The sequence below is a fragment of the Candidatus Mycobacterium methanotrophicum genome (genome assembly GCF_023515995.1).
Classification (GTDB): Bacteria; Actinomycetota; Actinomycetes; order Mycobacteriales; family Mycobacteriaceae; genus Mycobacterium; species Mycobacterium methanotrophicum.
The window spans coordinates 4,151,996-4,172,390 of record NZ_CP097320.1 but is presented as its reverse complement, the minus strand read 5'-3'; the positions used below and the strand labels follow the sequence as shown (position 1 = coordinate 4,172,390).

General features: G+C 66.0%; 20 protein-coding genes and 2 pseudogenes. 16 read left to right on the top strand and 6 right to left on the bottom strand.

All coding sequences use genetic code 11. The features are described from left to right. The first annotated feature begins 32 nt into the window (after nt 1-32). Together M5I08_RS21805 and M5I08_RS21800 are read left to right on the top strand one after the other, a co-directional pair. Nucleotides 33-2,336: a copper-translocating P-type ATPase gene (locus M5I08_RS21805; protein ID WP_219067070.1), complete on the top strand. Its 2,304-nt coding sequence runs from the start codon at nt 33-35 to the stop codon at nt 2,334-2,336. Next, nucleotides 2,333-2,962: a DUF5134 domain-containing protein gene (locus tag M5I08_RS21800; protein WP_219067022.1), complete on the top strand. Its 630-nt coding sequence runs from the start codon at nt 2,333-2,335 to the stop codon at nt 2,960-2,962. The genes M5I08_RS21805 and M5I08_RS21800 overlap by 4 nt, the downstream gene beginning before the upstream one ends. On the opposite strand, the gene M5I08_RS21795 is transcribed toward M5I08_RS21800, so the two are convergent. Further along, nucleotides 2,948-3,850 carry a cation diffusion facilitator family transporter gene (locus M5I08_RS21795; RefSeq protein WP_249763427.1) on the bottom strand — a complete coding sequence of 301 codons (903 nt, stop codon included), beginning with the start codon at nt 3,848-3,850 and terminating at the stop codon, nt 2,948-2,950. The two genes, M5I08_RS21800 and M5I08_RS21795, sit on opposite strands and share 15 nt — an antisense overlap. Before the next feature lie 243 nt (nt 3,851-4,093). Here M5I08_RS21795 and M5I08_RS21790 point away from each other — a divergent pair, with 243 nt between their 5' ends. Both M5I08_RS21790 and M5I08_RS21785 read left to right on the top strand, forming a co-directional pair. Beyond that, the gene (locus M5I08_RS21790; protein WP_219067023.1) at nt 4,094-4,468 is read left to right on the top strand and encodes an ArsR/SmtB family transcription factor; all 375 of its coding nucleotides are present in this window, start codon (nt 4,094-4,096) and stop codon (nt 4,466-4,468) included. A 74-nt stretch (nt 4,469-4,542) separates the two neighbouring features. After that, on the top strand, nt 4,543-5,163 hold the full coding sequence (locus M5I08_RS21785) for a cation efflux transmembrane domain-containing protein (RefSeq protein ID WP_219067072.1): 621 nt from the start codon (nt 4,543-4,545) through the stop codon (nt 5,161-5,163). A gap of 17 nt (nt 5,164-5,180) precedes the next feature. Here M5I08_RS21785 and M5I08_RS26265 read toward each other — a convergent pair. Continuing rightward, nucleotides 5,181-5,261: pseudogene (locus M5I08_RS26265) on the bottom strand (hypothetical protein); the annotation flags it as partial. A 172-nt stretch (nt 5,262-5,433) separates the two neighbouring features. Here M5I08_RS26265 and M5I08_RS21780 point away from each other — a divergent pair. Then, the gene (locus M5I08_RS21780) at nt 5,434-5,658 is read left to right on the top strand and encodes a hypothetical protein (RefSeq protein ID WP_219067024.1); all 225 of its coding nucleotides are present in this window, start codon (nt 5,434-5,436) and stop codon (nt 5,656-5,658) included. Between the two features lie 314 nt (nt 5,659-5,972). Here M5I08_RS21780 and M5I08_RS21770 read toward each other — a convergent pair. The 4 genes and pseudogenes from M5I08_RS21770 to M5I08_RS21755 form a co-directional block, all read right to left on the bottom strand. Next, nucleotides 5,973-6,800 (bottom strand): annotated as a pseudogene (locus M5I08_RS21770) (APC family permease); the annotation flags it as partial. A 100-nt stretch (nt 6,801-6,900) separates the two neighbouring features. Further along, nucleotides 6,901-7,917, bottom strand: a complete 1,017-nt coding sequence (locus M5I08_RS21765; RefSeq protein ID WP_219067025.1) for a zinc-binding dehydrogenase — start codon at nt 7,915-7,917, stop codon at nt 6,901-6,903. After that, entirely contained in the window at nt 7,917-9,113 is a 1,197-nt protein-coding gene (locus M5I08_RS21760; protein ID WP_219067026.1) for an LLM class flavin-dependent oxidoreductase, read from the bottom strand. The genes M5I08_RS21765 and M5I08_RS21760 overlap by 1 nt, the downstream gene beginning before the upstream one ends. Further along, the gene (locus M5I08_RS21755) at nt 9,110-10,084 is read right to left on the bottom strand and encodes an alpha/beta fold hydrolase (protein ID WP_249762951.1); all 975 of its coding nucleotides are present in this window, start codon (nt 10,082-10,084) and stop codon (nt 9,110-9,112) included. Before M5I08_RS21755 ends, M5I08_RS21760 begins: the two co-directional genes overlap by 4 nt. A gap of 256 nt (nt 10,085-10,340) precedes the next feature. On the opposite strand from M5I08_RS21755, the gene ftsH reads away from it, so the two are divergent. From ftsH to M5I08_RS21700, 11 genes are all read left to right on the top strand, one after another. After that, on the top strand, nt 10,341-12,689 hold the full coding sequence (ftsH, locus tag M5I08_RS21750) for an ATP-dependent zinc metalloprotease FtsH (protein WP_219067074.1): 2,349 nt from the start codon (nt 10,341-10,343) through the stop codon (nt 12,687-12,689). 15 nt (nt 12,690-12,704) lie between these two features. Beyond that, nucleotides 12,705-13,322, top strand: a complete 618-nt coding sequence (gene folE / locus M5I08_RS21745; protein WP_219067028.1) for a GTP cyclohydrolase I FolE — start codon at nt 12,705-12,707, stop codon at nt 13,320-13,322. 20 nt (nt 13,323-13,342) lie between these two features. Continuing rightward, nucleotides 13,343-14,161, top strand: a complete 819-nt coding sequence (folP, locus tag M5I08_RS21740; protein WP_370328667.1) for a dihydropteroate synthase — start codon at nt 13,343-13,345, stop codon at nt 14,159-14,161. Next, the gene (folB, locus tag M5I08_RS21735) at nt 14,154-14,555 is read left to right on the top strand and encodes a dihydroneopterin aldolase (protein WP_219067030.1); all 402 of its coding nucleotides are present in this window, start codon (nt 14,154-14,156) and stop codon (nt 14,553-14,555) included. Before folP ends, folB begins: the two co-directional genes overlap by 8 nt. A 106-nt stretch (nt 14,556-14,661) precedes the next feature. Then, a complete protein-coding gene (folK, locus tag M5I08_RS21730) occupies nt 14,662-15,210 on the top strand; it encodes a 2-amino-4-hydroxy-6-hydroxymethyldihydropteridine diphosphokinase (RefSeq protein ID WP_219067031.1) in 549 nt (182 codons plus the stop codon). Beyond that, nucleotides 15,210-15,686, top strand: a complete 477-nt coding sequence (locus tag M5I08_RS21725) for a DUF3180 domain-containing protein (RefSeq protein WP_219067032.1) — start codon at nt 15,210-15,212, stop codon at nt 15,684-15,686. Before folK ends, M5I08_RS21725 begins: the two co-directional genes overlap by 1 nt. Before the next feature lie 85 nt (nt 15,687-15,771). Then, entirely contained in the window at nt 15,772-17,103 is a 1,332-nt protein-coding gene (locus tag M5I08_RS21720; RefSeq protein ID WP_219067033.1) for a DUF6779 domain-containing protein, read from the top strand. A 112-nt stretch (nt 17,104-17,215) separates the two neighbouring features. Then, nucleotides 17,216-18,136 carry a Rossmann-like and DUF2520 domain-containing protein gene (locus M5I08_RS21715; RefSeq protein WP_219067034.1) on the top strand — a complete coding sequence of 307 codons (921 nt, stop codon included), beginning with the start codon at nt 17,216-17,218 and terminating at the stop codon, nt 18,134-18,136. After that, nucleotides 18,133-19,077, top strand: coding sequence for a pantoate--beta-alanine ligase (panC, locus tag M5I08_RS21710; protein WP_219067035.1), 945 nt, complete (start codon nt 18,133-18,135; stop codon nt 19,075-19,077). The genes M5I08_RS21715 and panC overlap by 4 nt, the downstream gene beginning before the upstream one ends. Continuing rightward, nucleotides 19,077-19,484 (top strand): aspartate 1-decarboxylase, encoded by a 408-nt coding sequence (gene panD / locus M5I08_RS21705; protein WP_219067036.1) that lies wholly within the window; start codon nt 19,077-19,079, stop codon nt 19,482-19,484. The genes panC and panD overlap by 1 nt, the downstream gene beginning before the upstream one ends. A 28-nt stretch (nt 19,485-19,512) precedes the next feature. After that, complete coding sequence (locus M5I08_RS21700) at nt 19,513-20,337, top strand: type III pantothenate kinase (RefSeq protein ID WP_219067037.1); 825 nt, start codon at nt 19,513-19,515, stop codon at nt 20,335-20,337. Nucleotides 20,338-20,395 lie beyond the last annotated feature (58 nt).

Genomic DNA, 20,395 nt, shown 5'->3' with positions numbered 1-20,395 from the left:
CACTCAAGGTTGTATCCGACGCGGCGGGGCGAATGCGGGTGCACGCCACCGGGTTTCGCTTCGACGAGGTTCGCGCCGTAGCGATAGAGGACTCAGTCGTCAAGGTGACCGGAGTGTGCGCGGTGTATGCCTATCCGCGTACGGCATCGGTGGTCGTCTACTTCTCGCCGGGCAGTCGCGACACCGACGGCGTCTTGTCGGCGATCGCCGCCGCGCGGGATATCCCCGCAGAGTCGGTGCCCGCGCGCGCTCCGCACTCGGCTAATGCGCGCAAAACAATTGGGGCGCGGAAGTTCAGCGGCGGGATTCGTCGCTTGTTCGGCCGGCCGCCGGACGGCGACGAGTCGACCGGGCCAGCGGGTTGCGGCGGCAGCGAGTCCGGGCCGCCGAGCTCGTGCCAGGCGTCGCCGGGAAAGGATAGTGGGAGCCAGCAGCGGAAGTGGCTGCTGCGGGTATTGCTGGCGGTGCCGTTGTCGCTGCTCTCATTCGGGTTGACGACGTTTCTTGCCGCGTACCCCTGGGCAAAATGGTCGGCCTTCGCCGTGACGATACCGGTGCAATTCGTGTCCGGGTGGCCGGTTCTGCGGGGGGCGGTGCAGCAGGCGCGCGCCGGCAGCGCAAATATGGACACGCTGATCGCGCTGGGCACGATGACCGCATTCACCTACTCCGTCTATCAGTTATTCACCGGCGGACCCGTGTATTTCGACACTGCCGCGCTCATCAGTGCATCGGTCGTGTTGGGCCGCTATTTCGAGGCCAGAGCCCAGGGCAAGGCGTCACAGGCAATCAGCAAGCTGCTGGAGATGGGCGCCAAGGAAGCCTGCCTGCTCGTCGGCGAACAGGAAATTCTCGTCCCCATCGATCGGGTCCAAGTCGGGGATCTGGTGCGAGTACGGCCGGGCGAGAAAATTCCGGTCGACGGCGAAGTCGTCGACGGACGTGCGGCCGTGGATGAGTCGATGCTCACCGGCGAGTCCGTTCCGGTCGGGAAGACCGTGGGCGACCATGTCGCAGGAGCAACGGTCAACCTCGACGGCCTATTGACCGTGCGCGCCACCGCCGTTGGGGCAGACACCGCGTTGGCCCAAATCGTGCGCCTAGTTGAGCAGGCACAGGGGCGCAAGGCCCCGGTACAACGGATGGTCGACCGGGTATCGGCGGTGTTCGTGCCGGCGGTGATTGGCGTTGCCGCCACGACCTTCGTCGGATGGACGCTATTGGTGGCCAACCCGGTGGGCGGTATGACCGCCGCGATTTCGGTACTGATGATTGCCTGCCCGTGTGCGTTGGGCCTGGCCACCCCGACGGCGATCACGGTCGGCACCGGCCGAGGCGCCGAGTTGGGGATCCTGGTCAAGGGCGGTGACGTGCTCGAAGTCTCGAAGAAGGTCGACACCGTGGTGTTCGACAAGACCGGCACCCTCACGCGCGCCCAAATGCAGCTGACCGATGTCATTGCCGGCAAGCGCCGCCAGCCCGATGTGCTGCTGCGGATCGCGGCGGCAGTGGAATCGGGCTCCGAGCATCCCATTGGCGCGGCGATTGTCGCCGGTGCGCTCGAACGTGGGTTGAACGTACCGCCCGCCACGGGGTTCGCCAGCGTCGCGGGACACGGGGTGCGGGCGCGGGTCGACGGGCGATCTGTTCTTGTGGGGCGGCGCAAGCTCGTCGAAGAGCACGAGTTGTCGGTGCCCGACGACCTCGCTCTGGCGGCCCTCGAGTTGGAAGAGCGAGGCCGCACCGCGGTTTTCGTCGGGCGCGACGACCACGTCGTCGGTGTGCTCGCGGTGGCCGACACCGTCAAGGACGACGCCGTCGACGTGGTTCGCCAACTGCGCGCCATGGGGCTGCAAGTCGTCATGATCACCGGCGATAACACCCGCACGGCGGCCGCGATCGCGAAGCAGGTCGGCATCGAACGGGTGCTGGCCGAGGTGTTGCCCCGGGACAAAGTGACCGAGATTCGGCGGCTGCAGGGCGAGGGTCGCGTGGTTGCGATGGTTGGTGACGGCGTCAACGATGCGCCCGCCTTGGTGCAAGCCGATCTGGGCATTGCGATTGGCACCGGCGCCGATGTCGCCATCGAGGCCTCTGATATCACGCTGATGTCCGGCCGGCTCGACGGTGTGGTGCGTTCGATCGAGCTGTCGAGACAAACCCTGCGGACAATCCATCAGAATCTCGGCTGGGCCTTCGGTTACAACACCGCCGCGATCCCTCTTGCCGCGCTGGGCGTGCTGAACCCGATCGTTGCGGGCGCGACGATGGGGCTCTCCTCGGCCAGTGTGGTGACTAACTCGCTGCGGCTGCGACGATTTGGTCGCGACGCATGATTCACGGCATCGTGCTCCGATGGGTGGTCACCGGACTGTTTGCGCTGACCGCTGTCGAATATGGGGTAGCGGTCGTCGCCAAATCCCGACCGTGGATGTCGGCCGTCAACTATGCACTGCACTTCGTCATGGCCGTTGCGATGGTGGTGATGGCCTGGCCGTGGAGCACAGGGCTCCCCACGACGGGACCTGCCGTGTTTTTCCTGCTTGCGGCCCTGACGTTTGTGGTGATGGCCATCGTCGCGGTTCGCACGGCCACCCGGTGGGAGCTGTACGCCTATCACGGCGTGATGATGCTGGCGACGGCATGGATGTACGCGATCATGGACCGTCATCTGATGCCGGCCGGATCGAGCCCCCGGCCGGATATGTCGAGTATGTCGATGCCGGGCATGGACATGTCTGCGATGAACATGCCGGCAACCAACGAACCGCCCCTATGGATCAGCGTCGTGGGTTGGATCGGTGCCGTCGGCTTCGCGGTCGCAGCGGTCTTCTGGACTTTCCGGTATGCCCTTGATCGGCGTCGAAAGACGGCCCCGCGCCGGTCGCTGGGTGACTTCGGTCAGGCAATGATGGCCGCAGGTATGGCTATCTTCTTTCTCGCCACGCTATTTCGGATCTGAGGGGATGTGGTCGATTTGTAGCGTGCTGTGGTGGATGTGGTGTTGCTCGGTGAGCAGCGCGAGCAGGTCTTTGCGTATGGCGTGGCAATCCCGGTTGGCTTCCACGAGCACATGCGCTGACAGCGCCGGCGAACCGGAGGTGATTTCCCAGATGTGGAGGTCATGCACCTCCACCACCGCATCGTGGTCGACCATGGCCTGCCCCACCTCGGTGGGGTGGATCTCTTTGGGCGCAGCCTCCAAGAAAATTTTCGTCGCGGTCCACACCAGTGCCGACCCGGCTTTGACCATCAGCGCCACCACGATGAGGGTCGCGATTGCGTCGGCACGCGCGTACCCGGTCAGCATGATGATCACCCCGGCAACCGCAGTCGCGATGAACGCGAACAAATCGGTGAGCATGTGTTGGAAAGCGCCCTCGACGTTAAGGCTGGTGCGGTTGGCCCGGCTGATTAGCCAGGTCGCCGCCGCATTGACAACAATCCCCACCAGCGCGGTGCTCAGCACCAGGGCGCCGGTGACCGCCGTGGGGCGGATGAGTCGGCCGATCGCCTCATCGGCGAGCAACGCCGCCAGCAGCAACAGGGTCAGTCCGTTGGCCTGTGCAGACAGCACCTCCACCCGTTTCCACCCATAGGTCATCCGCCCCGCCGCCGGACGTGCTGCAAGCCGAATCACCCACAGCGCCAACACAATCGACGTTGCGTCGGTGAGCATGTGGCCGGCGTCGGAGATCAACGCCAACGAGTGCGCCAGCACGCCCACCACCAACTCGGCCACCATGAACCCGACGATCAGCACCAGTGCTATCGCCAACCATTTGCGGTCGCCGTCAGCCGATACCCCATGGCTATGGCCATGACCCTCGCCCGGGCGGTCCCCTCCCAATGCGACGTCGCCCGATGAGCTGCGCGCCGACGCCGACGCCGCGGCCCGCTGAAGGTCGTCTGCCACGATCACCTCTTCAACTCAGGAGACCGAATCTAAAAGATGCACTAATGCGCATATGAACGTATCACGCGGAGCGTCGCGCATGTCAATACCGCCGCCGCAGAAAAATGCGTCAAACCCGACTTGGGAGCAGCGAACCGGGCCGTTGGATTAGCCACGATTTAGCGATAATATCGCTGAATGACGATAGATGCGACCTCCGGTCAAGCACAGCGGATGCAGCTCGCGCCGGCGGCGGCGTTGTTTCGTTCCCTTGGCGATCCCGCCCGATTGGCCATCGTCGGGCGGTTGGCGGCCGGCCCAGCGCGGGTGGCCGACCTCATCGAAGCGGTCGGGTTGGCGCAGTCCACTGTGTCCAAACATCTTGCCTGTCTTCGGGATTGCGACCTGGTGGCATCCGAGCAAGTGGGGCGCGCCTCACTGTTTCGGCTCACCCAGCCCGCGCTGCTCGACGTACTTGCCTGCGCCGAGACCGTGCTGGACGCCACCGGTCAGGCGGTCGTGTTATGCCCGAATTACGGTGTGGACAGCCGCACGTCGGAGATGATCCGGTGACCACCGCCGGCGCACCCCTCGACCATCCCGCGATCGGTGAGAACGCCTGCTGCGCAGCGGAATCCGCGCCGCAGATGCCAGTGGTCCGGGATGCTCGGTGGCGCCGGGCGGCTCGGTGGGCGCAGATACTGTCCTGGGTCAGCCTGGCGTGGATGCTCACCGAGGGCGTTGTCGGGCTTTGGCAGGGCCTCACCGTGGGGTCGATTGCCTTAACCGGGTGGGCGCTGGGCAGCGTGGTTGAGGGCCTGGCCAGCGTGATCGTGATATGGCGGTTCACCGGCTCACGGACGTTGTCCGAGACCGCCGAACGGCGTGCCCAACACGGCGTCGCGGTGTCGTTTTGGCTACTGGCCCCCTACGTCGCCGCGGAGTCCGTTCACCACCTACTTGGCCAGCAGCGCGCCGAGACCAGCCGCATCGGGCTCGTGCTAACCGGCGTCGCGCTGCTGACGATGCCGATCCTTGGCAGCGCCAAACACAAACTCGGCGCGCGACTGAACTCGGCCGCCACCGCAGGCGAAGGCGTCCAGAACTACCTATGCGCCGCCCAGGCCGCCGCGGTCCTGGCAGGACTCGCCGTCACCGCGAGCTGGCCCGGCGGCTGGTGGCTCGACCCCGTCATCGGGTTGGGCATCGCCGCCGCCGCAGTCTGGCAAGGCGTCCAATCCTGGCGCGGCCAGGACTGCGGCTGCTAATCCCGGCCAGGCGCGGTTTAGTCGAGACGGCAGCGGATCAGCCGGGAGCTGTTGGTGACCACCGCCACCGAGGACGCGTTGTGCAGGATCACGGGAAGACCGTGCACTTCGTGATCGTCGGCGACAGCGCTTCTGCCCAAGGAGGGTTGCTCAACCCGGCCATCGATTCGCTCAGGAAGCTTGTGATCGAGGCGTCAAGGTTCTGATCGCACGATCAGAATTCGAGCCCGTAATCGATGCCCTGCTCACGATCCTGGTCGCGGCTGAGGTGTGGTCGATGAAGCGTTGCTGCTCGACGCGCTCATCGACGGTGGCCTCGATCGACTGCCGGTAGGCCGCGCGGCGGGCTTTGACGGCGTTCGTATGCGGGGCCAGCAGGTGTTGCATCCGCTGGGGAAGCTGCGTGCGGTCTTGGGTGCGGGCGGCGACGCCGTGGACGGTACGGGCTGGATCCCCTGGCGGCATCCCAAAGCTGGCGCTCGGCTCGCCCATTGACGGGCTTGACCGCGCGCAAGACCACGTAGCGCGAAAAATCCCAACTCTGGCTCAATTGGCGAAATCGCGGGTATTTCGCGGACCCAATCGCGCCTTGAGACGACGCGCCATCGGCATCGCATAGCGACACCCCGGAGAAATCCGGTCGCATCCCCGTCGTGGTGGATTCCACGTAACCTCTGTCTACTCGATCTTCGATCCGTTCATGCCGCCAATCCGATCCGAATTGTCCGCGACACCTGTCGCGCACCGAAAAATGCAGTCTGACCTGGAAAGTTGTGCCGCATTGGTACAGCTACCCCTACAGAAGGCACCCCAGCACATACCAGCGTGCTGCCCGCGGTGTTTCCGGTGATGCGGTCCAAGATGACGGCCAGCACGGCCTCTTCCCCCTGGAAGTCCTGCCACGGCTGGCTGCCCATCGCGGCAAACGCGACCAGCACATGGACACCTGTGACGATCAACAGGGCGTAGATGATTGCGCGCGGCATCGTATGTTGCGGGTCTTTGACTTCGTCGCCGGCGGTGGAAATCGCGTCAATGCCGATGTAGGCGAAGAAGATTGTGCCGGCGGCCAAGCTGATGCCCGAGACGCCGAATGGCACCAGATCGGCGAAGCGATCAGCTTTGAACGCCGTGAACGCGATGGCCGCGAAAACTACCAGCACACCGAGATTGATCGCCACCATCACCGCGTTGGCCCTCGCGGACTGATTGACACCGCGGATTAACGGGACCGCACACATCGCCACCAACACAATGGCCGGCAGATTGCTGGCGCCGCTCGCAGAGTCGAGCAGCAGACATGCTGCGACGCCCATTGCCGCGAGCTCGCCCATGGTGGCGTAGCAGTACGAGTAAGCCGATCCGGAAACCGGGAGCGCCGAGGCCATTTCGGCATAGCAGACCGCGGCCAGTCCTGCCGCGACGCTGGCGATGACGAACGAGATGACCACCGCGGGGCCGGCTTGCCGCACCGACTGCGAAAGCACGATGAAGATGCCCGCACCGACTGTTTCGCCCACACCGAACATGGTCAACAGGAAGGTTCCCAGGCTGCGCTGCAAGTGATCCGAGGCCCCGGCGGCGGCCGGCGCTCCGCTCACCGGCCGGCGTCGCAACGTCTGCCGCGCCAGGCCCAGCCCGGGGTTGGCATGGCGCCTCCTCCGGAGGATTCGGTGAGCTAGCCGGCTTGGCTCAAGATATAACAACCAAAGGCAAAATCATGCCGCGAAGTGCAGATCAGGGCGTTACCAATATCTTGCAGTGCTGTCCCGGGTCGGCGAGATCATCGAAAGCCGCGCCGACCTCGTCCAGGCCGACTTCGCCGGTGATCACCGGCGCGACGTCGATCTCACCTTCGGCGATTGCGCGCAGGGAATCGGCGAATTCGTTCGGGTCGTAAGCGAGGACGAACTGGACGTGGATCTCCTTGGCAATGGCAAAGAATGGATGCATAGTATCGGGCTGCATGCACACGCCGACAACGACCAGTCGAGTGCCGTGCCTGGCCCTGCGCATCACGTCATCGATGATGCCGGGCACCCCGACCGCCTCGAATACCACAGTGGGACTGACGGTGTCGAATGGTGAGCCCTGCGCGGGGTCGAGCGTTTGATGAGCGCCCATCGTGGTGGCGAGCTCACGCCGCTTCGCCGAGAAGTCAGCTGCCACAATGTGTTCCACGCCACGCGCATGCAGGGCGGCAATCACGGCGATGCCGATCGGTCCGCAACCGACCACCAGCGCGGTCTCGCCGGGCTGAACACCCGACTTGTTAACGGCGTGCAGCCCGACCGCCATCGGCTCGGTCAAAGCCGCGTGTCGATGGTCCAGGCCGTTGGGAATGCGCAGTAGCAGCGGTGCCGAAAGCAGCATCCGCTCGGCGTAGCCGCCGGGCGTCTTGTTGCGGTAGACCATCGGTTCGACGTGTTTTCCCGAGATCAGTACCGGTATGGACGTAACCAGCGTTCCCGCCGGAAACGTTTCGGTGTCGGGGCCGGCTTCGAGCACCTCTGCGCTGAACTCGTGGCCCATGAAGACGTCATGGCTCAAGTCGACGCTCACGCCGCCGCCGAGACTTTCCCCCATTTGACCGCTCAGCGACACCACCTCGGCGCCGTGGGCGGCGAAATGCAGATCGGAGCCGCAGATCCCACACGAACGCACGCCGACCAAAACCTGGCCGGGACCGGGAACTGGGTCGGGTACGTCGTCGCGACAGACCATGCGGCCTTCGCGTAACACCGCGGCGCGCATCAGCTGTTGTCGCTTTCCATTTTGAGTTCATCGGTGTGCTCGGTGATCGCCTTGACCACCGCCTCGCCGGCGCGGCCAAGCAATTGCTCACGCATGCCCCTGGTCCATTCATGGGATGCCCTAGGCGCCTCCAATTGCCCCTTGAAATGCGGAATCACCTTGCGGGCGAACAAATCATAGGAGTGATAGGTTGCCTGCGGAGACGCCCAGTCGTGGCCGAGCAGCAGGAAGGCGCCGAATCCGCCGGACCGGCCCAGCAGGCCTTCGATGTAGCCGATCGCCTCGTCGGGCGTGCCGATGCAGCAATTGCCCCTCGCTGCATAGTCTTCGACGAACTCGCGAGGCGACTGCGAGCCCTCGACCAGGTTGGCCAGCGGCACGAACCCCGCAGCACCGAAGTACTTCGCGAAGTCCTGCAGGCCATAGGTGCAGTCGTCGATCGCCTGATCTCGGCTGTCGGCCAGATGCACGATGCCCAGCACTCGCCAGTTGGCCCGGTCGGGCCCGTCGCGTCCGGCTTTGCCGGCTTGTTCGCACACGACTTCCCAGGCATTTTCCAGCGCCGCATAGCCGCCCGGGACCGACATCGACAGCGACAGCAGCGACGTGCCCAGCTCGCCGGCCAGCCGCGGCCCGGCGGGCGAAATCATTGCTGCCGTCGAGATTTCCGGATAGGGCCAGCTGTAGGGACGGATGTGCAGCTGGGCATCGCGCAGCGTGAACCAATCCGAGTGGCGGCTGATCCGCTCGTCGGGTGCGGCGCGGAACAACGCCAGCATCGCCTCTAGCGATTCATGCATCATCCGGCGCTGCTCGACCGGATCGATACCCATCATGTAGGCGTCCGACGGCAGGGCGCCCGGACCGACACCGAACATCGCCCGGCCCCGGGTCAGGTGGTCCAGCAACACCCACCGGTCGGCCACCATCAGCGGATGGTGGTAGGGCAGCGACACCACGCCGGTGCCCAGCCGGATGTGCTTGGTCCGTTCGGCGGCCGCGGCGATGAACACCTCCGGGCAGGAGATCAGCTCATAGCCACCGGAGTGGTGCTCTCCGAACCAGGCTTCGTCGAAGCCAAGGCGATCCAGGGCGACCACTCGATCCATGTCGTATTCGAGTGCCGCCGTGGGCGATTGGCCGGTCGGGTGAAACGGTGTGATGAAGACACCGAAGTTCAGGGGGCGGCTGTTCACAGCTGCGCACTCGTGAGGAAGTCCAGCACCACTTCATTGACGCGATCCGGGCACTCCTGTTGCAGCCAGTGCCCGGCGCCCTCGATCATCACTTCACGGTAGGGACCGGTCACCACCTCCTGGATTCGGTCGCGGCGCATGAAGGCGCTTACCGGATCGTGGGCGCCGGCGATGAACAATGCGGGCACCGAGATGGTAGCGGCCGGCGGGTCGGCCAAGATTTCCCAGTTGCGGTCCAGATTCCGGTACCAGTGCAGCCCGCCCGTGAACCCCGTGCGGGTGAACCCGGCGATGTAGTGATCGAGTTCCTCGGCGGTGATCCAGCTCGGCAGGCCGTCGGATTCGGGTAGCCGCTCGATGAAGCCCTGCGGCCCGGGCCGGATCATCCGCATCGCAGCCGCACGGTCATCCGGTGGGCGCAGGCCCGCCATCATTCGGCGGAGGGTTTCCGCGGGGTCGGCGTCTAGTTCGGCGTCGGCCACCCCAGGCTCCTGGAAGTAGAGCATGTAGAAAAAGTTGTCGCCGAAAAGGCTGCAGAACGCCTGTGCCGGGGGAACCTGGGCCCGTGGCACCGGCGGCACACTGAGACCGACAACCGCCGCCACGCGGCCGGGATGCAGCTGCGCCGAGCTCCACACCACCGGGGCGCCCCAGTCGTGACCGATGAGCACTGCCCGCTCGGCGCCGAAGTCGTCGAGTAAGCCGATCAGGTCGGCCGAAAGCTCTGCAATGTTGTAGGCGGAGATGCCGTCGGGCCGGCTGGAGCCGCCGTAGCCCCGCTGATCGGGGGCCGGCACGTGGCAGCCGGCGGTGGCCGGCGCCGGGATCTGGTGGCGCCACGAATAGGCGAGTTCCGGAAAACTGTGGGCCAGCACCGCTACTGGTGCGCCGGGCTCACCGGCTTCAACGGTGTGCAGCTGCACGCCGTTGGTGTTGACGATGCGTTCGGTGACGGGGACCGTGTCAGGCACCGTCTCACCAAAGCACACCCCGGGGTCGGCCCGAAAGGTGTTCGGCAGTCGAGTCCCGCCGGTGATTGACACCGGCGATGAAAATGGTCGGGAACTGCCCTTCGTTGTTTTTACGGCAGATCGAAACGGCATGATTTCCGTCTATTGGCGACCGCTGCGTTCGGCCGCGCTGAACTCGCGATCTCCACGGGACGGTACCCTGGACTATTCCAGCTGCGTGTATCGGAAGGACCTGGCCGGCGGCGGCCGACGATCGATGAACCGGAAAAACGTGATCCGCACGCTCACGGCGATTGCTGTCGTGCTGCTGCTTGGTTGGTCATTCTTCTACTTCGGCGATGACACGCGCGGCTATAAGCCCGTCGACACCTCTGTGGCGATCGCCCAGATCAAGGCCGGCAACGTCAAGAGTGCGCAGATCGACGATCGCGAACAGCAGGTGCGGATAGTGCTGAAAAGCGCCAGCAGCGGCACCGACGGGTCCGACAAAATCATCACCAAGTACCCGACCGGTTACGCGGTTCCGTTGTTCGAGTCGTTGACGAGCAAAGGCGCCCAGGTCAGCACCGTCGTCAACCAGGGCAATATCTTGGGTTCGCTGCTGATCTACGTGCTGCCGTTGCTGCTCTTGGTCGGTTTGTTCGTGATGTTTTCCCGCATGCAGGGCGGCGCCCGGATGGGCTTCGGCTTCGGCAAATCGCGGGCCAAGCAGCTCTCCAAGGACATGCCCAAGACAACATTCGGCGACGTCGCCGGCGTCGACGAGGCGGTCGAAGAGCTCTACGAGATCAAGGACTTCCTGCAAAACCCCGGCCGGTACCAGGCGTTGGGCGCCAAGATTCCCAAGGGCGTGTTGCTCTACGGGCCGCCGGGAACAGGTAAGACGCTGTTGGCCCGCGCGGTAGCGGGAGAGGCGGGCGTCCCGTTCTTCACGATCTCCGGGTCGGATTTCGTCGAGATGTTCGTCGGCGTCGGCGCATCCCGCGTCCGTGACCTGTTCGAGCAGGCCAAGCAGAACAACCCGTGCATCATCTTTGTCGACGAGATCGACGCGGTGGGGCGCCAGCGTGGCGCCGGGCTCGGCGGCGGCCACGACGAGCGCGAGCAGACGCTGAACCAGTTGCTGGTCGAGATGGACGGCTTCGACCCGCGGGCCGGGGTCATCTTGATCGCGGCCACCAACCGGCCGGACATTCTCGATCCGGCCCTGCTGCGGCCCGGCCGCTTCGACCGGCAGATCCCGGTGTCCAATCCCGACATCACCGGTCGCAAGGCGATCCTGCACGTGCACGCCAAGGGCAAGCCGATGGCCCCCGACGCCGATCTGGACGGGTTGGCCAAACGCACCGTCGGGATGTCCGGTGCTGACCTGGCGAACGTCATCAACGAAGCGGCCTTGTTGACCGCGCGTGAGAACGGCACGGTGATCACAGCGGCTGCCCTCGAGGAGTCCGTGGACCGGGTGATCGGCGGGCCGCGCCGCAAAGGGCGCGTCATCAGCGAACTGGAAAAGAAGATCACTGCCTACCACGAGGGCGGGCACACGCTAGCCGCCTGGGCGATGCCCGATATCGAGCCGATTTACAAGGTGACCATCCTGGCCAGAGGACGTACCGGCGGTCATGCGGTGTCGGTTCCAGAGGACGACAAGGGGATGTTGACCCGGTCGGAAATGATCGCGCAACTGGTATTCGCGATGGGTGGCCGCGCCGCCGAGGAATTGGTGTTCCGGGAACCGACCACTGGTGCGGTATCCGACATCGAGAAAGCCACCAAGGTAGCTCGCTCGATGGTGACCGAATACGGGATGAGTTCCAAGCTCGGCGCAGTCAAGTACGGCACCGAACACGGCGACCCGTTCTTGGGCAGGACCATGGGCACTGCGCCGGATTACTCCCATGAGGTCGCGCGCGATATCGATGACGAAGTCCGCAAGCTGATCGAGGCCGCGCACACCGAGGCCTGGGAGATCCTTACCGCATACCGTGATGTGCTCGACACCCTGGCCGGTGAACTGCTGGAGAGGGAAACGCTGCACCGTGTCGAGTTGGAGGCGATCTTTGCCGACGTCGAAAAGCGGCCCCGGCTGACAATGTTCGACGACTTCGGCGGCCGCGTCCCGTCCGACAAGCCGCCGATCAAGACGCCGGGCGAGCTGGCCATCGAGCGCGGCGAGCCGTGGCCCAAGCCGACACCCGAGCCCGCGTTCAAGGCCGCCATCGCGGCGGCGTCGCAAGATGCCGCACAGGCCGAGGCCGAACGAGCGAAAAACGGCGCCAACGGTTCGCACGGTGCGCCACACGGCCCCGGCGAAAGGCAGGGTGCCGCACCGCACAACTCGACCCAACCCGACTACGGTGCACCGGCGGGCTGGCACGCTCCCGGCTGGCCACCGCAGCAACAGCCGGGCTACTGGTACCCACCGCAATCTCCGCCGCCGCCACGTTGGCCGCAGCCACCGCACCACTACGCGGGTGCCCCGGGCCAGCCTTACCCCCCCTATCCGCCGTATCCGCCTCCTGCTGCACCCGCACCGGAGTCCGGCCAGCCCGTCGACCCGCCGGGCGGCGACCCGAGCCGGTCCAACCCGCCGGCGCACGGCTGAACGAACGGGGCACCCATGGTTTCAACAGCACAGCCGAATTCTCGAACTGTGACCCTGAGCACCCCGGTCTTTGACCAGGCGCGCGTCGAGGCCGCGATCCGTGAGCTGCTGTATGCGATCGGGGACGACCCGGATCGACACGGTCTGCAAGACACTCCCGCCCGCGTCGCGCGCAGTTACCGCGAGATGTTCGCCGGGCTGTACACCGATCCGGACACGGTGCTGGACACCACATTCGACGAGCAGCACGACGAGTTGGTGATGATCAACCAGATTCCGCTCTATTCCACCTGTGAACACCACCTGGTGGCGTTCCATGGCGTTGCGCATGTGGGCTACATCCCCGGCCGCGACGGCCGGGTCACCGGATTGTCCAAGATTGCGCGGCTGGTCGACCTGTACGCTAAGCGGCCGCAGTTGCAGGAGCGGCTGACGGCCCAGATCGCCGACGCCTTGATGCGCAAGCTCGACCCACGCGGGGTCATCGTCGTGATCCAAGCCGAACACCTGTGCATGTCGATGCGCGGGGTGCGCAAGCCAGGAGCTGTTACCACCACGTCAGCAGTGCGTGGACAGTTCAAGTCTGACGACGCATGTCGAGCTGAGGCGCTCGAACTGATCTTGCGAAAGTGAGCACGACGCGGGTCAAAGTCATGGGGGTGGTGAACGTCACCGGCGACTCGTTCTCGGATGGCGGGCACTACCTGGACGCTGACCGCGCCGTTGAGCACGGCCTGGCATTAGCGGCTAACGGGGCGGCGATCATCGACGTGGGGGGAGAGTCGACCCGGCCCGGCGCGGTCCGAATCGAACCCGGCGTGGAGACCGCCCGCGTCGTTCCTGTCGTCAAAGAGTTGGCGTCACAAGGCATTACGGTCAGCATCGATACCGTGCACGCGGGCGTGGCGCGTGCGGCGCTGGAAAACGGCGCTCAGATGGTCAACGACGTGTCCGGTGGACGCGCCGATGCGGGAATGGCCGGCCTGCTCGTCGAAGCCGGTGTGCCTTGGGTGTTGATGCATTGGCGATCGGTATCGGTCGATCGTCCCCACGACGTGCCCCGCTACCGCGATGTGGTGGCCGAAGTGCGCGCCGAGTTGCTCGCCAGTGTCGACGACGCGGTTGCCGCCGGCGTGGATCCGACAAAGCTTGTCATCGACCCCGGTCTCGGATTCGCCAAGACCGGCCAGCATAATTGGGCATTGCTGCATGCCTTGCCGGAGTTGGTGGCCACCGGCGTCCCGGTTCTGGTCGGGGCGTCGCGGAAACGGTTCCTCGGCACCTTGTTGGCCGGTCACGACGGTGCGGTGCGGCCACCCGACGGGCGTGAGACGGCTACCGCGGTGGTTTCGGCGTTGTCCGCGCTGCATGGCGCTTGGGGAGTGCGGGTGCACGACGTGCGGGCCTCGATCGACGCGCTGCGCGTCGTCGACGCGTGGACAAAAGCCGGAGCGGTCGGATCTGATGGCTGACCGAATTGAGTTGCGCGGCTTGGCTGTTCGCGGCCGACACGGTGTCTTCAACCATGAGCGTGCCGACGGTCAAGATTTTGTTGTCGATATCACGGTCTGGATCGACCTGGTGGACGCCGCGGCAAGCGACGACTTGGCAGACACCTATGACTACGGGAGCCTCGCTAATCGAGCGGCCGCTATCATCGCCGGGCCGGCCCGAAATTTGATCGAAACGGTCGCCGGGGAGATCGCCGAGGACGTGATGAAAGACATGCGCGTACACGCTGTCGAGGTGACGGTACACAAGCCGCACGCTCCGATTCCGCAGACCTTCGGCGACGTGGCGGTGGTGGCCCGACGGTCGCGGCGCTGGGGCCGCGGACCGGTTGTTCCGGCCGGAGGGGGCCTATGAGTCGCGTCGGCGACGAATTGGCACTGAGCGATGAGGTGGGGGCACGCCCCCTCGCCGCTGCGCGGCTGGGGGCACCCCCACCCGCTTGCGGGGGAGAGGGGCGCAAATGACTCGCGTGGTGCTGTCCATCGGGTCCAACATCGGTGACCGGTTAGCGTGGCTACAGTCGGTGCTCGACCGGCTGGGGTCGGCGGTGCGAGCGGTCTCTGGAGTTTATGAGACGGCGGCCTGGGGCGGCGTCGAGCAGGGCCCGTTTCTCAACGCGGTGGTGATCGCCGAGGACCCGACGCTCGACGGACGTGGTTGGTTGCGCTGGGCGCAGGAGATGGAGCAGGCCGCCGATCGAGTTCGCGGACAGCGTTGGGGGCCGCGCACGCTCGATGTGGACTTGATCAGCTGCTATGAGACGTCGGCGGCCGGAGAGACCGACGTGATCTCGCTAGAGAACGGTCTGAGGCTGCCGCATCCGCTGGCTCATCTGCGGGCCTTCGTGATGATTCCATGGCTGGCAGTGGACCCGGCCGCGCAGCTGACGGTGACCGGCGGAAAGCAGCCTGTCGCAAAGTTGCTCGCCCAGCTGGACGTGGCCGACCGGGCTGGTGTGCAGCTGACCGGGCTGGTGCTCGAACCGCGAGGCGAAACCCCGGAAACCTGATGGGCCCGACCAGGAAACGTGACCTGACGGCCGCGGTGATCGGCACCGCGGTGGTCGGATACCTGCTGGTCGTCTTGCTGTACCGGTGGTTTCCGCCGATCACCATCTGGACGGGTCTGTCACTGGGTGCCGGGGGGGTCGCCGAGGCCGCGTGGGCGCGTTATGTCCGGACCAAAATCGGCGACGGCGAGATCGGCGACGGGCCCGGCCGGCTGCATCCGCTATCGGTGGCGCGCAGCCTGGTCATCGCCAAAGCGTCCGCCTGGGTGGGCGCGTTGGCGCTGGGTTGGTGGGTCGGTGTCCTGGTGTACCTGCTGCCGCGGCGATCGTGGTTGAGGGTAGCTGGCGAAGACGTCACCGGCACAGCGGTAGCGGCCGCCAGTGCGCTGGCTTTGCTGGTTGCTGGGCTGTGGCTGCAACATTGCTGCAAGTCGCCCCAGGATCCGAGCGAGCACGGCGAGGGTGCGGAAAATTAGCTTGGCTCGGTGGCGCAATTAGCCCAGGTGAGAATCGCCGGAGCACGGCGACACCGGAGTGACCTCGGGCCGGTACAGTCGGGCCATGACCGATCAGTCCCGCGGCGCCCGGGTTCGGCGCGGCGGGCGCAGACCGGGTTGGGCACTGCTGACGGCGTTGCTGGTGCTCGCAATCGGCGCCAGTTCTGCGCTGGTTTTCACCAACCGGGCGGAGCTTCTCAGGCTCGCCGTGATCCTGGCTCTATGGGCTGCCGTCGTCGCTGCGTTTGTGTCGGTGATCTACCGCCGGCAAAGCGACGTCGATCAAGCGCGGGCGCGCGACCTGAAGCTGGTTTACGACCTGCAACTGGACCGCGAAATCTCGGCCCGCCGCGAGTACGAGTTGACCGTCGAGTCTCAGCTGCGTCGCGAGCTGGCCAGCGAATTGCGCGCACAGTCCGCAGACGAGGTCTCAGTGTTGCGGGCGGAGTTGGCCGCCCTGCGCACCAACCTGGAGATTTTGTTCGACGCCGAACTAAGCGAACTGCCGGCACTGGAGACCGAGCGCAGGACCGTGCGGGGCTACAGCGACTGGGACACGGAACACGAAAGCGCTCGTGAGCGGGTCAACCGCGTCACCTCGGTGCGCGCCGAAGAGCCTCGGCGGGTCGACGACAGCTCGATCATCGACGTGCCGGAGGAGCCGCTGGTCCCACCGCTGCGGCAGCCGGTCGTCGATAGCTACCAGGTGGCGCCGTACGCCTACCAGCCCGCCGGCGCTCGCGAGGCAGAAGCCGACCGGGATACGTATCGGCGCCGCGACGACCAAGCCGTCCAGGACCAGTCGACGCCGCCCACGGGCTGGCCCGCGCAGGGGACGCCACCGGCGACCGGGGCGCAGCGGCAACCCGAGTGGTCGGCGCCTGGCGCAGAGGCCCGCCGCCGTGAAGAAATCGCGCCGGGTTGGCAGCCGGTCAGCTCCGAAGGACAACGGCTGCCGCCAGGAACAGCCGGGGGCAACTGGATCGCCGAATCGGCCGACAGCACTCTGAGCGAACCCGCGTCGGCGTCGCCGGTCGAGCGGCGGGGTCGGCACTCCGGCATCGCCGAGACGGGGCAGCGCCCGCGGTCCCGGCATTCCGCTGACGACTCTGCATACTCGGGCTCCGACGCATACTTGGGCCCCGACACCGGTGGATCCGCGGCGCCGCCCCCGGTGATGTCGCCGCCACCGCCGCCGATGTCGCCGTCGCCGCAGTCACCAGCTGACCGGGAACCGGCCATGTCGCCGCCGCCGACACCCACGGCGCGGCATCGCAGCACCGACGCGTTGGACACCGATGCACCGCCGTCCGGTGGCCAGTCGGTCGCGGAGTTGCTGGCCCGGCTTCAACCCAGCTCGTCGGGCGGCGGCCGGCGTCGGCGCCGCGAGGACTGAGGCGAACGCCACAGCGCGATTCGGGCCGTTGCAAGGGTAGAGTCTTAACGACCGTCCGGTACCCGCACAGCAGGACTGGAACGAATTAACAGACTTGTGAGGGTCGTCTGCGATGGTGCAGTTCGACGGATTGCGTCCCGCCCGGCTCAAGGTGGGGATCATCTCCGCCGGCCGCGTCGGAACGGCTTTGGGCGTCGCGCTGGAACGCGTCGACCATGTCGTGGTGGCCTGCAGCGCTGTCTCCCGTGCATCGCGGCAGCGTGCCGAACGCTGGTTGCCCGACACCCCGGTAGCGCCGGTACCCGACGTTGCCGGCAACGCAGAGCTGCTGCTTTTGGCCGTACCGGACACCGAGCTGGCCGCGCTGGTTTCCGGGTTGGCCGCCACCTCGGCAGTGCGGCCGGGCACCGTCGTCGCGCACACCTCCGGCGTCAACGGAGTGGCCGTATTGGCACCGCTGAGCAGGCAGGACTGCGTTCCGCTGGCCATTCATCCGGCGATGACGTTCACCGGTTCCGACGAGGACATCTCCCGGCTGCCCGACACCTGCTTCGCGATCACGGCGGCCGACGAGGTCGGATATGCGATCGCGCAATCGCTGGTTCTAGAGATCGGCGGCGAGCCGTTCGGAGTTTGCGAGGACGCGCGGACCCTGTATCACGCTGCACTGGCTCATGCCGGCAACCACATCGTCACCGTGCTCGCCGACGCCCTGGACGCGTTGCGGGCTGCGCTGTCGGGCAACGAACTCCTCGGTCAGCAGCTGGTCGACGATCAGCCTGGCGGCATCGCCGAACGGATACTCGGGCCGCTGGCCCGCGCCGCGCTGGAGAACACCCTGCAACGAGGGCAGGCGGCGCTCACCGGCCCGGTCGCGCGCGGTGATGCCGGCGCAGTCGCCGATCACCTGAGCGCGCTGGCGTCCGTCGACCCGCAGCTGGCCCGGGCATATCGGGGGAACGCCGTGCGCACGGCCGAGCGGGCGCACGCCCCGGCCGAAGTCTTCCAGGTCCTACAGGGCTCGGCGCGATGACGGACAACATGGCGTCGAAGTTCAATGCCGGCGAACTCAACGTCTATTCGGGCCCCAGCGATGTCGGCGAGGTCAGCCGCGCGCTGCGCCACACCGGTCGGCGGGTGATGTTGGTGCCGACCATGGGCGCGCTGCACGACGGGCACCTGGCCCTCGTGCGGGCCGCCAAACGGGTGCCCGGCTCGGTGGTGGTGGTGTCGATCTTCGTCAACCCGCTGCAATTCGGCGCCGACGAAGATCTGGACACCTACCCGCGGATCGTTGACGGCGATTTGGCCCTGCTGCGCGGTGAAGGGGTTGAAATAGCTTTCACCCCAAGCGCTGCAGCGATGTATCCCGAGGGCCCGCGCACCGCCGTCAATCCGGGTCCGCTGGGATCAGAGCTCGAGGGCGCCGCCCGGCCCACTCATTTCCCCGGCGTGCTCACCGTGGTGTGCAAGCTGCTGCAGATTGTGCGACCTGATCGAGTGTTCTTCGGCGAGAAGGACTATCAGCAGCTGGTGTTGGTCCGCCAGATGGTCGCCGACCTCAATGTCGATGTGCGGGTGGTTGGGGTGGCGATCGCGCGCGAACCAGATGGCCTGGCGATGTCGTCGCGCAACCGCTACCTCGATCCTGCCCAACGCGAACTGGCCGGGGTGCTGTCGGCGGCGCTGCTGGCGGGGATGCATGCCGCGTCGGGGGGCGCGGACGCGGCGCTGCAGGCCGCGCGGGCTGTGCTGTCGGAGGTGCCCGCTGTCGAAGTGGATTATCTGCAGGTGCGCGATCCCGCACTCGGGCCCGCGCCGCTGCACGGCCCCGCCCGTCTACTGGTTGCGGCCCGGCTCGGCGCCACCAGACTCCTTGACAATGTCGCGATTGAAATCAGTACTACCGTCGGCGTCGACGGGCGAGAGCCTGCGGTTCCGACCGGGCATGACGAATCATCCTGGAGGAACTGATGTTACGAACAATGCTCAAGTCGAAAATCCACCGGGCAACCGTCACACAGGCAGACCTGCATTACGTCGGCTCGGTTACTATCGACGCCGACTTGATGGACGTAGCAGACCTGCTCGAGGGCGAACAGGTGACCATCGTCGACATCGACAACGGCACCCGGCTCATCACCTACGCGATCACCGGCGAACGTGGCAGCGGCGTGATCGGAATAAACGGCGCCGCCGCACATCTCGTCCATCCCGGTGACCTAGTGATCCTGATTGGCTACGGGACGATGGAGGATGCCGAGGCGCGCAGCTACCAGCCGAGGATCGTCTTCGTCGACGCCCGCAACCGACCGATCGACCTCGGACACGATCCGGCATTCGTACCTGCCGACGCAGGCGAGCTGGTCTCGCCGCGATGAGGCTCGACCCAAAAACGGTGGCGTAGCCGTGCTGCTGGCAATCGACGTTCGCAACGCACACACAGTTGTCGGTCTGCTCGCCGGCTCGAAGGAGCACGCGACCGTCGTGCAGCAGTGGCGGATTCGCACTGAATCGGAAGTGACCGCCGACGAACTGGCCTTGACCATCGACGGTCTCATCGGTGAGGATTCCGATCGGCTAACCGGTGCAGCCGCGTTGTCTACGGTTCCATCTGTGCTGCAAGAAGTACGGGTGATGCTCAAGCAGTACTGGCGGTCGGTCCCGCATGTGTTGATCGAACCCGGGGTCCGCACCGGCATCCCGCTGTTGGTGGACAATCCAAAAGAAGTCGGCGCTGATCGAATCGTCAACTGCCTAGCGGCTTTCCAGAAATACGGAACTGCAGCCATCGTGATCGACTTCGGCTCGTCGATCTGCGTGGATGTGGTATCCGCCAAAGGCGAATTCTTGGGCGGCGCCATCGCGCCAGGGATACAGGTTTCATCTGATGCGGCCGCGGCGCGCTCGGCCGCATTGCGGCGGGTGGAGCTGGCCCGGCCGCGCTCGGCGGTCGGCAAGAACACCGTCGAATGCATGCAGGCGGGTGCGGTGTTCGGTTTCGCGGGGCTGGTGGATGGCCTGGTCGGGCGCATTCGCGACGATGTGGACGGTTTCGCCGGCGGCCCAGGAAACCAGGTCACGGTGGTAGCCACCGGCCACACCGCGCCGCTGCTGTTGACCGAACTGCGTTCCGTCGATCATTACGACCAGCACCTGACCCTGCAGGGGCTGCGGCTGGTGTTCGAACGCAACCAGGACAGCCAGCGCGGCCGCGTCAAGACCGCACGCTGAAGAGGGCAACCGCTAGTCGTCGAGTGTGGATCCTGGCTAAGGCTGCCCGCGGATTTCG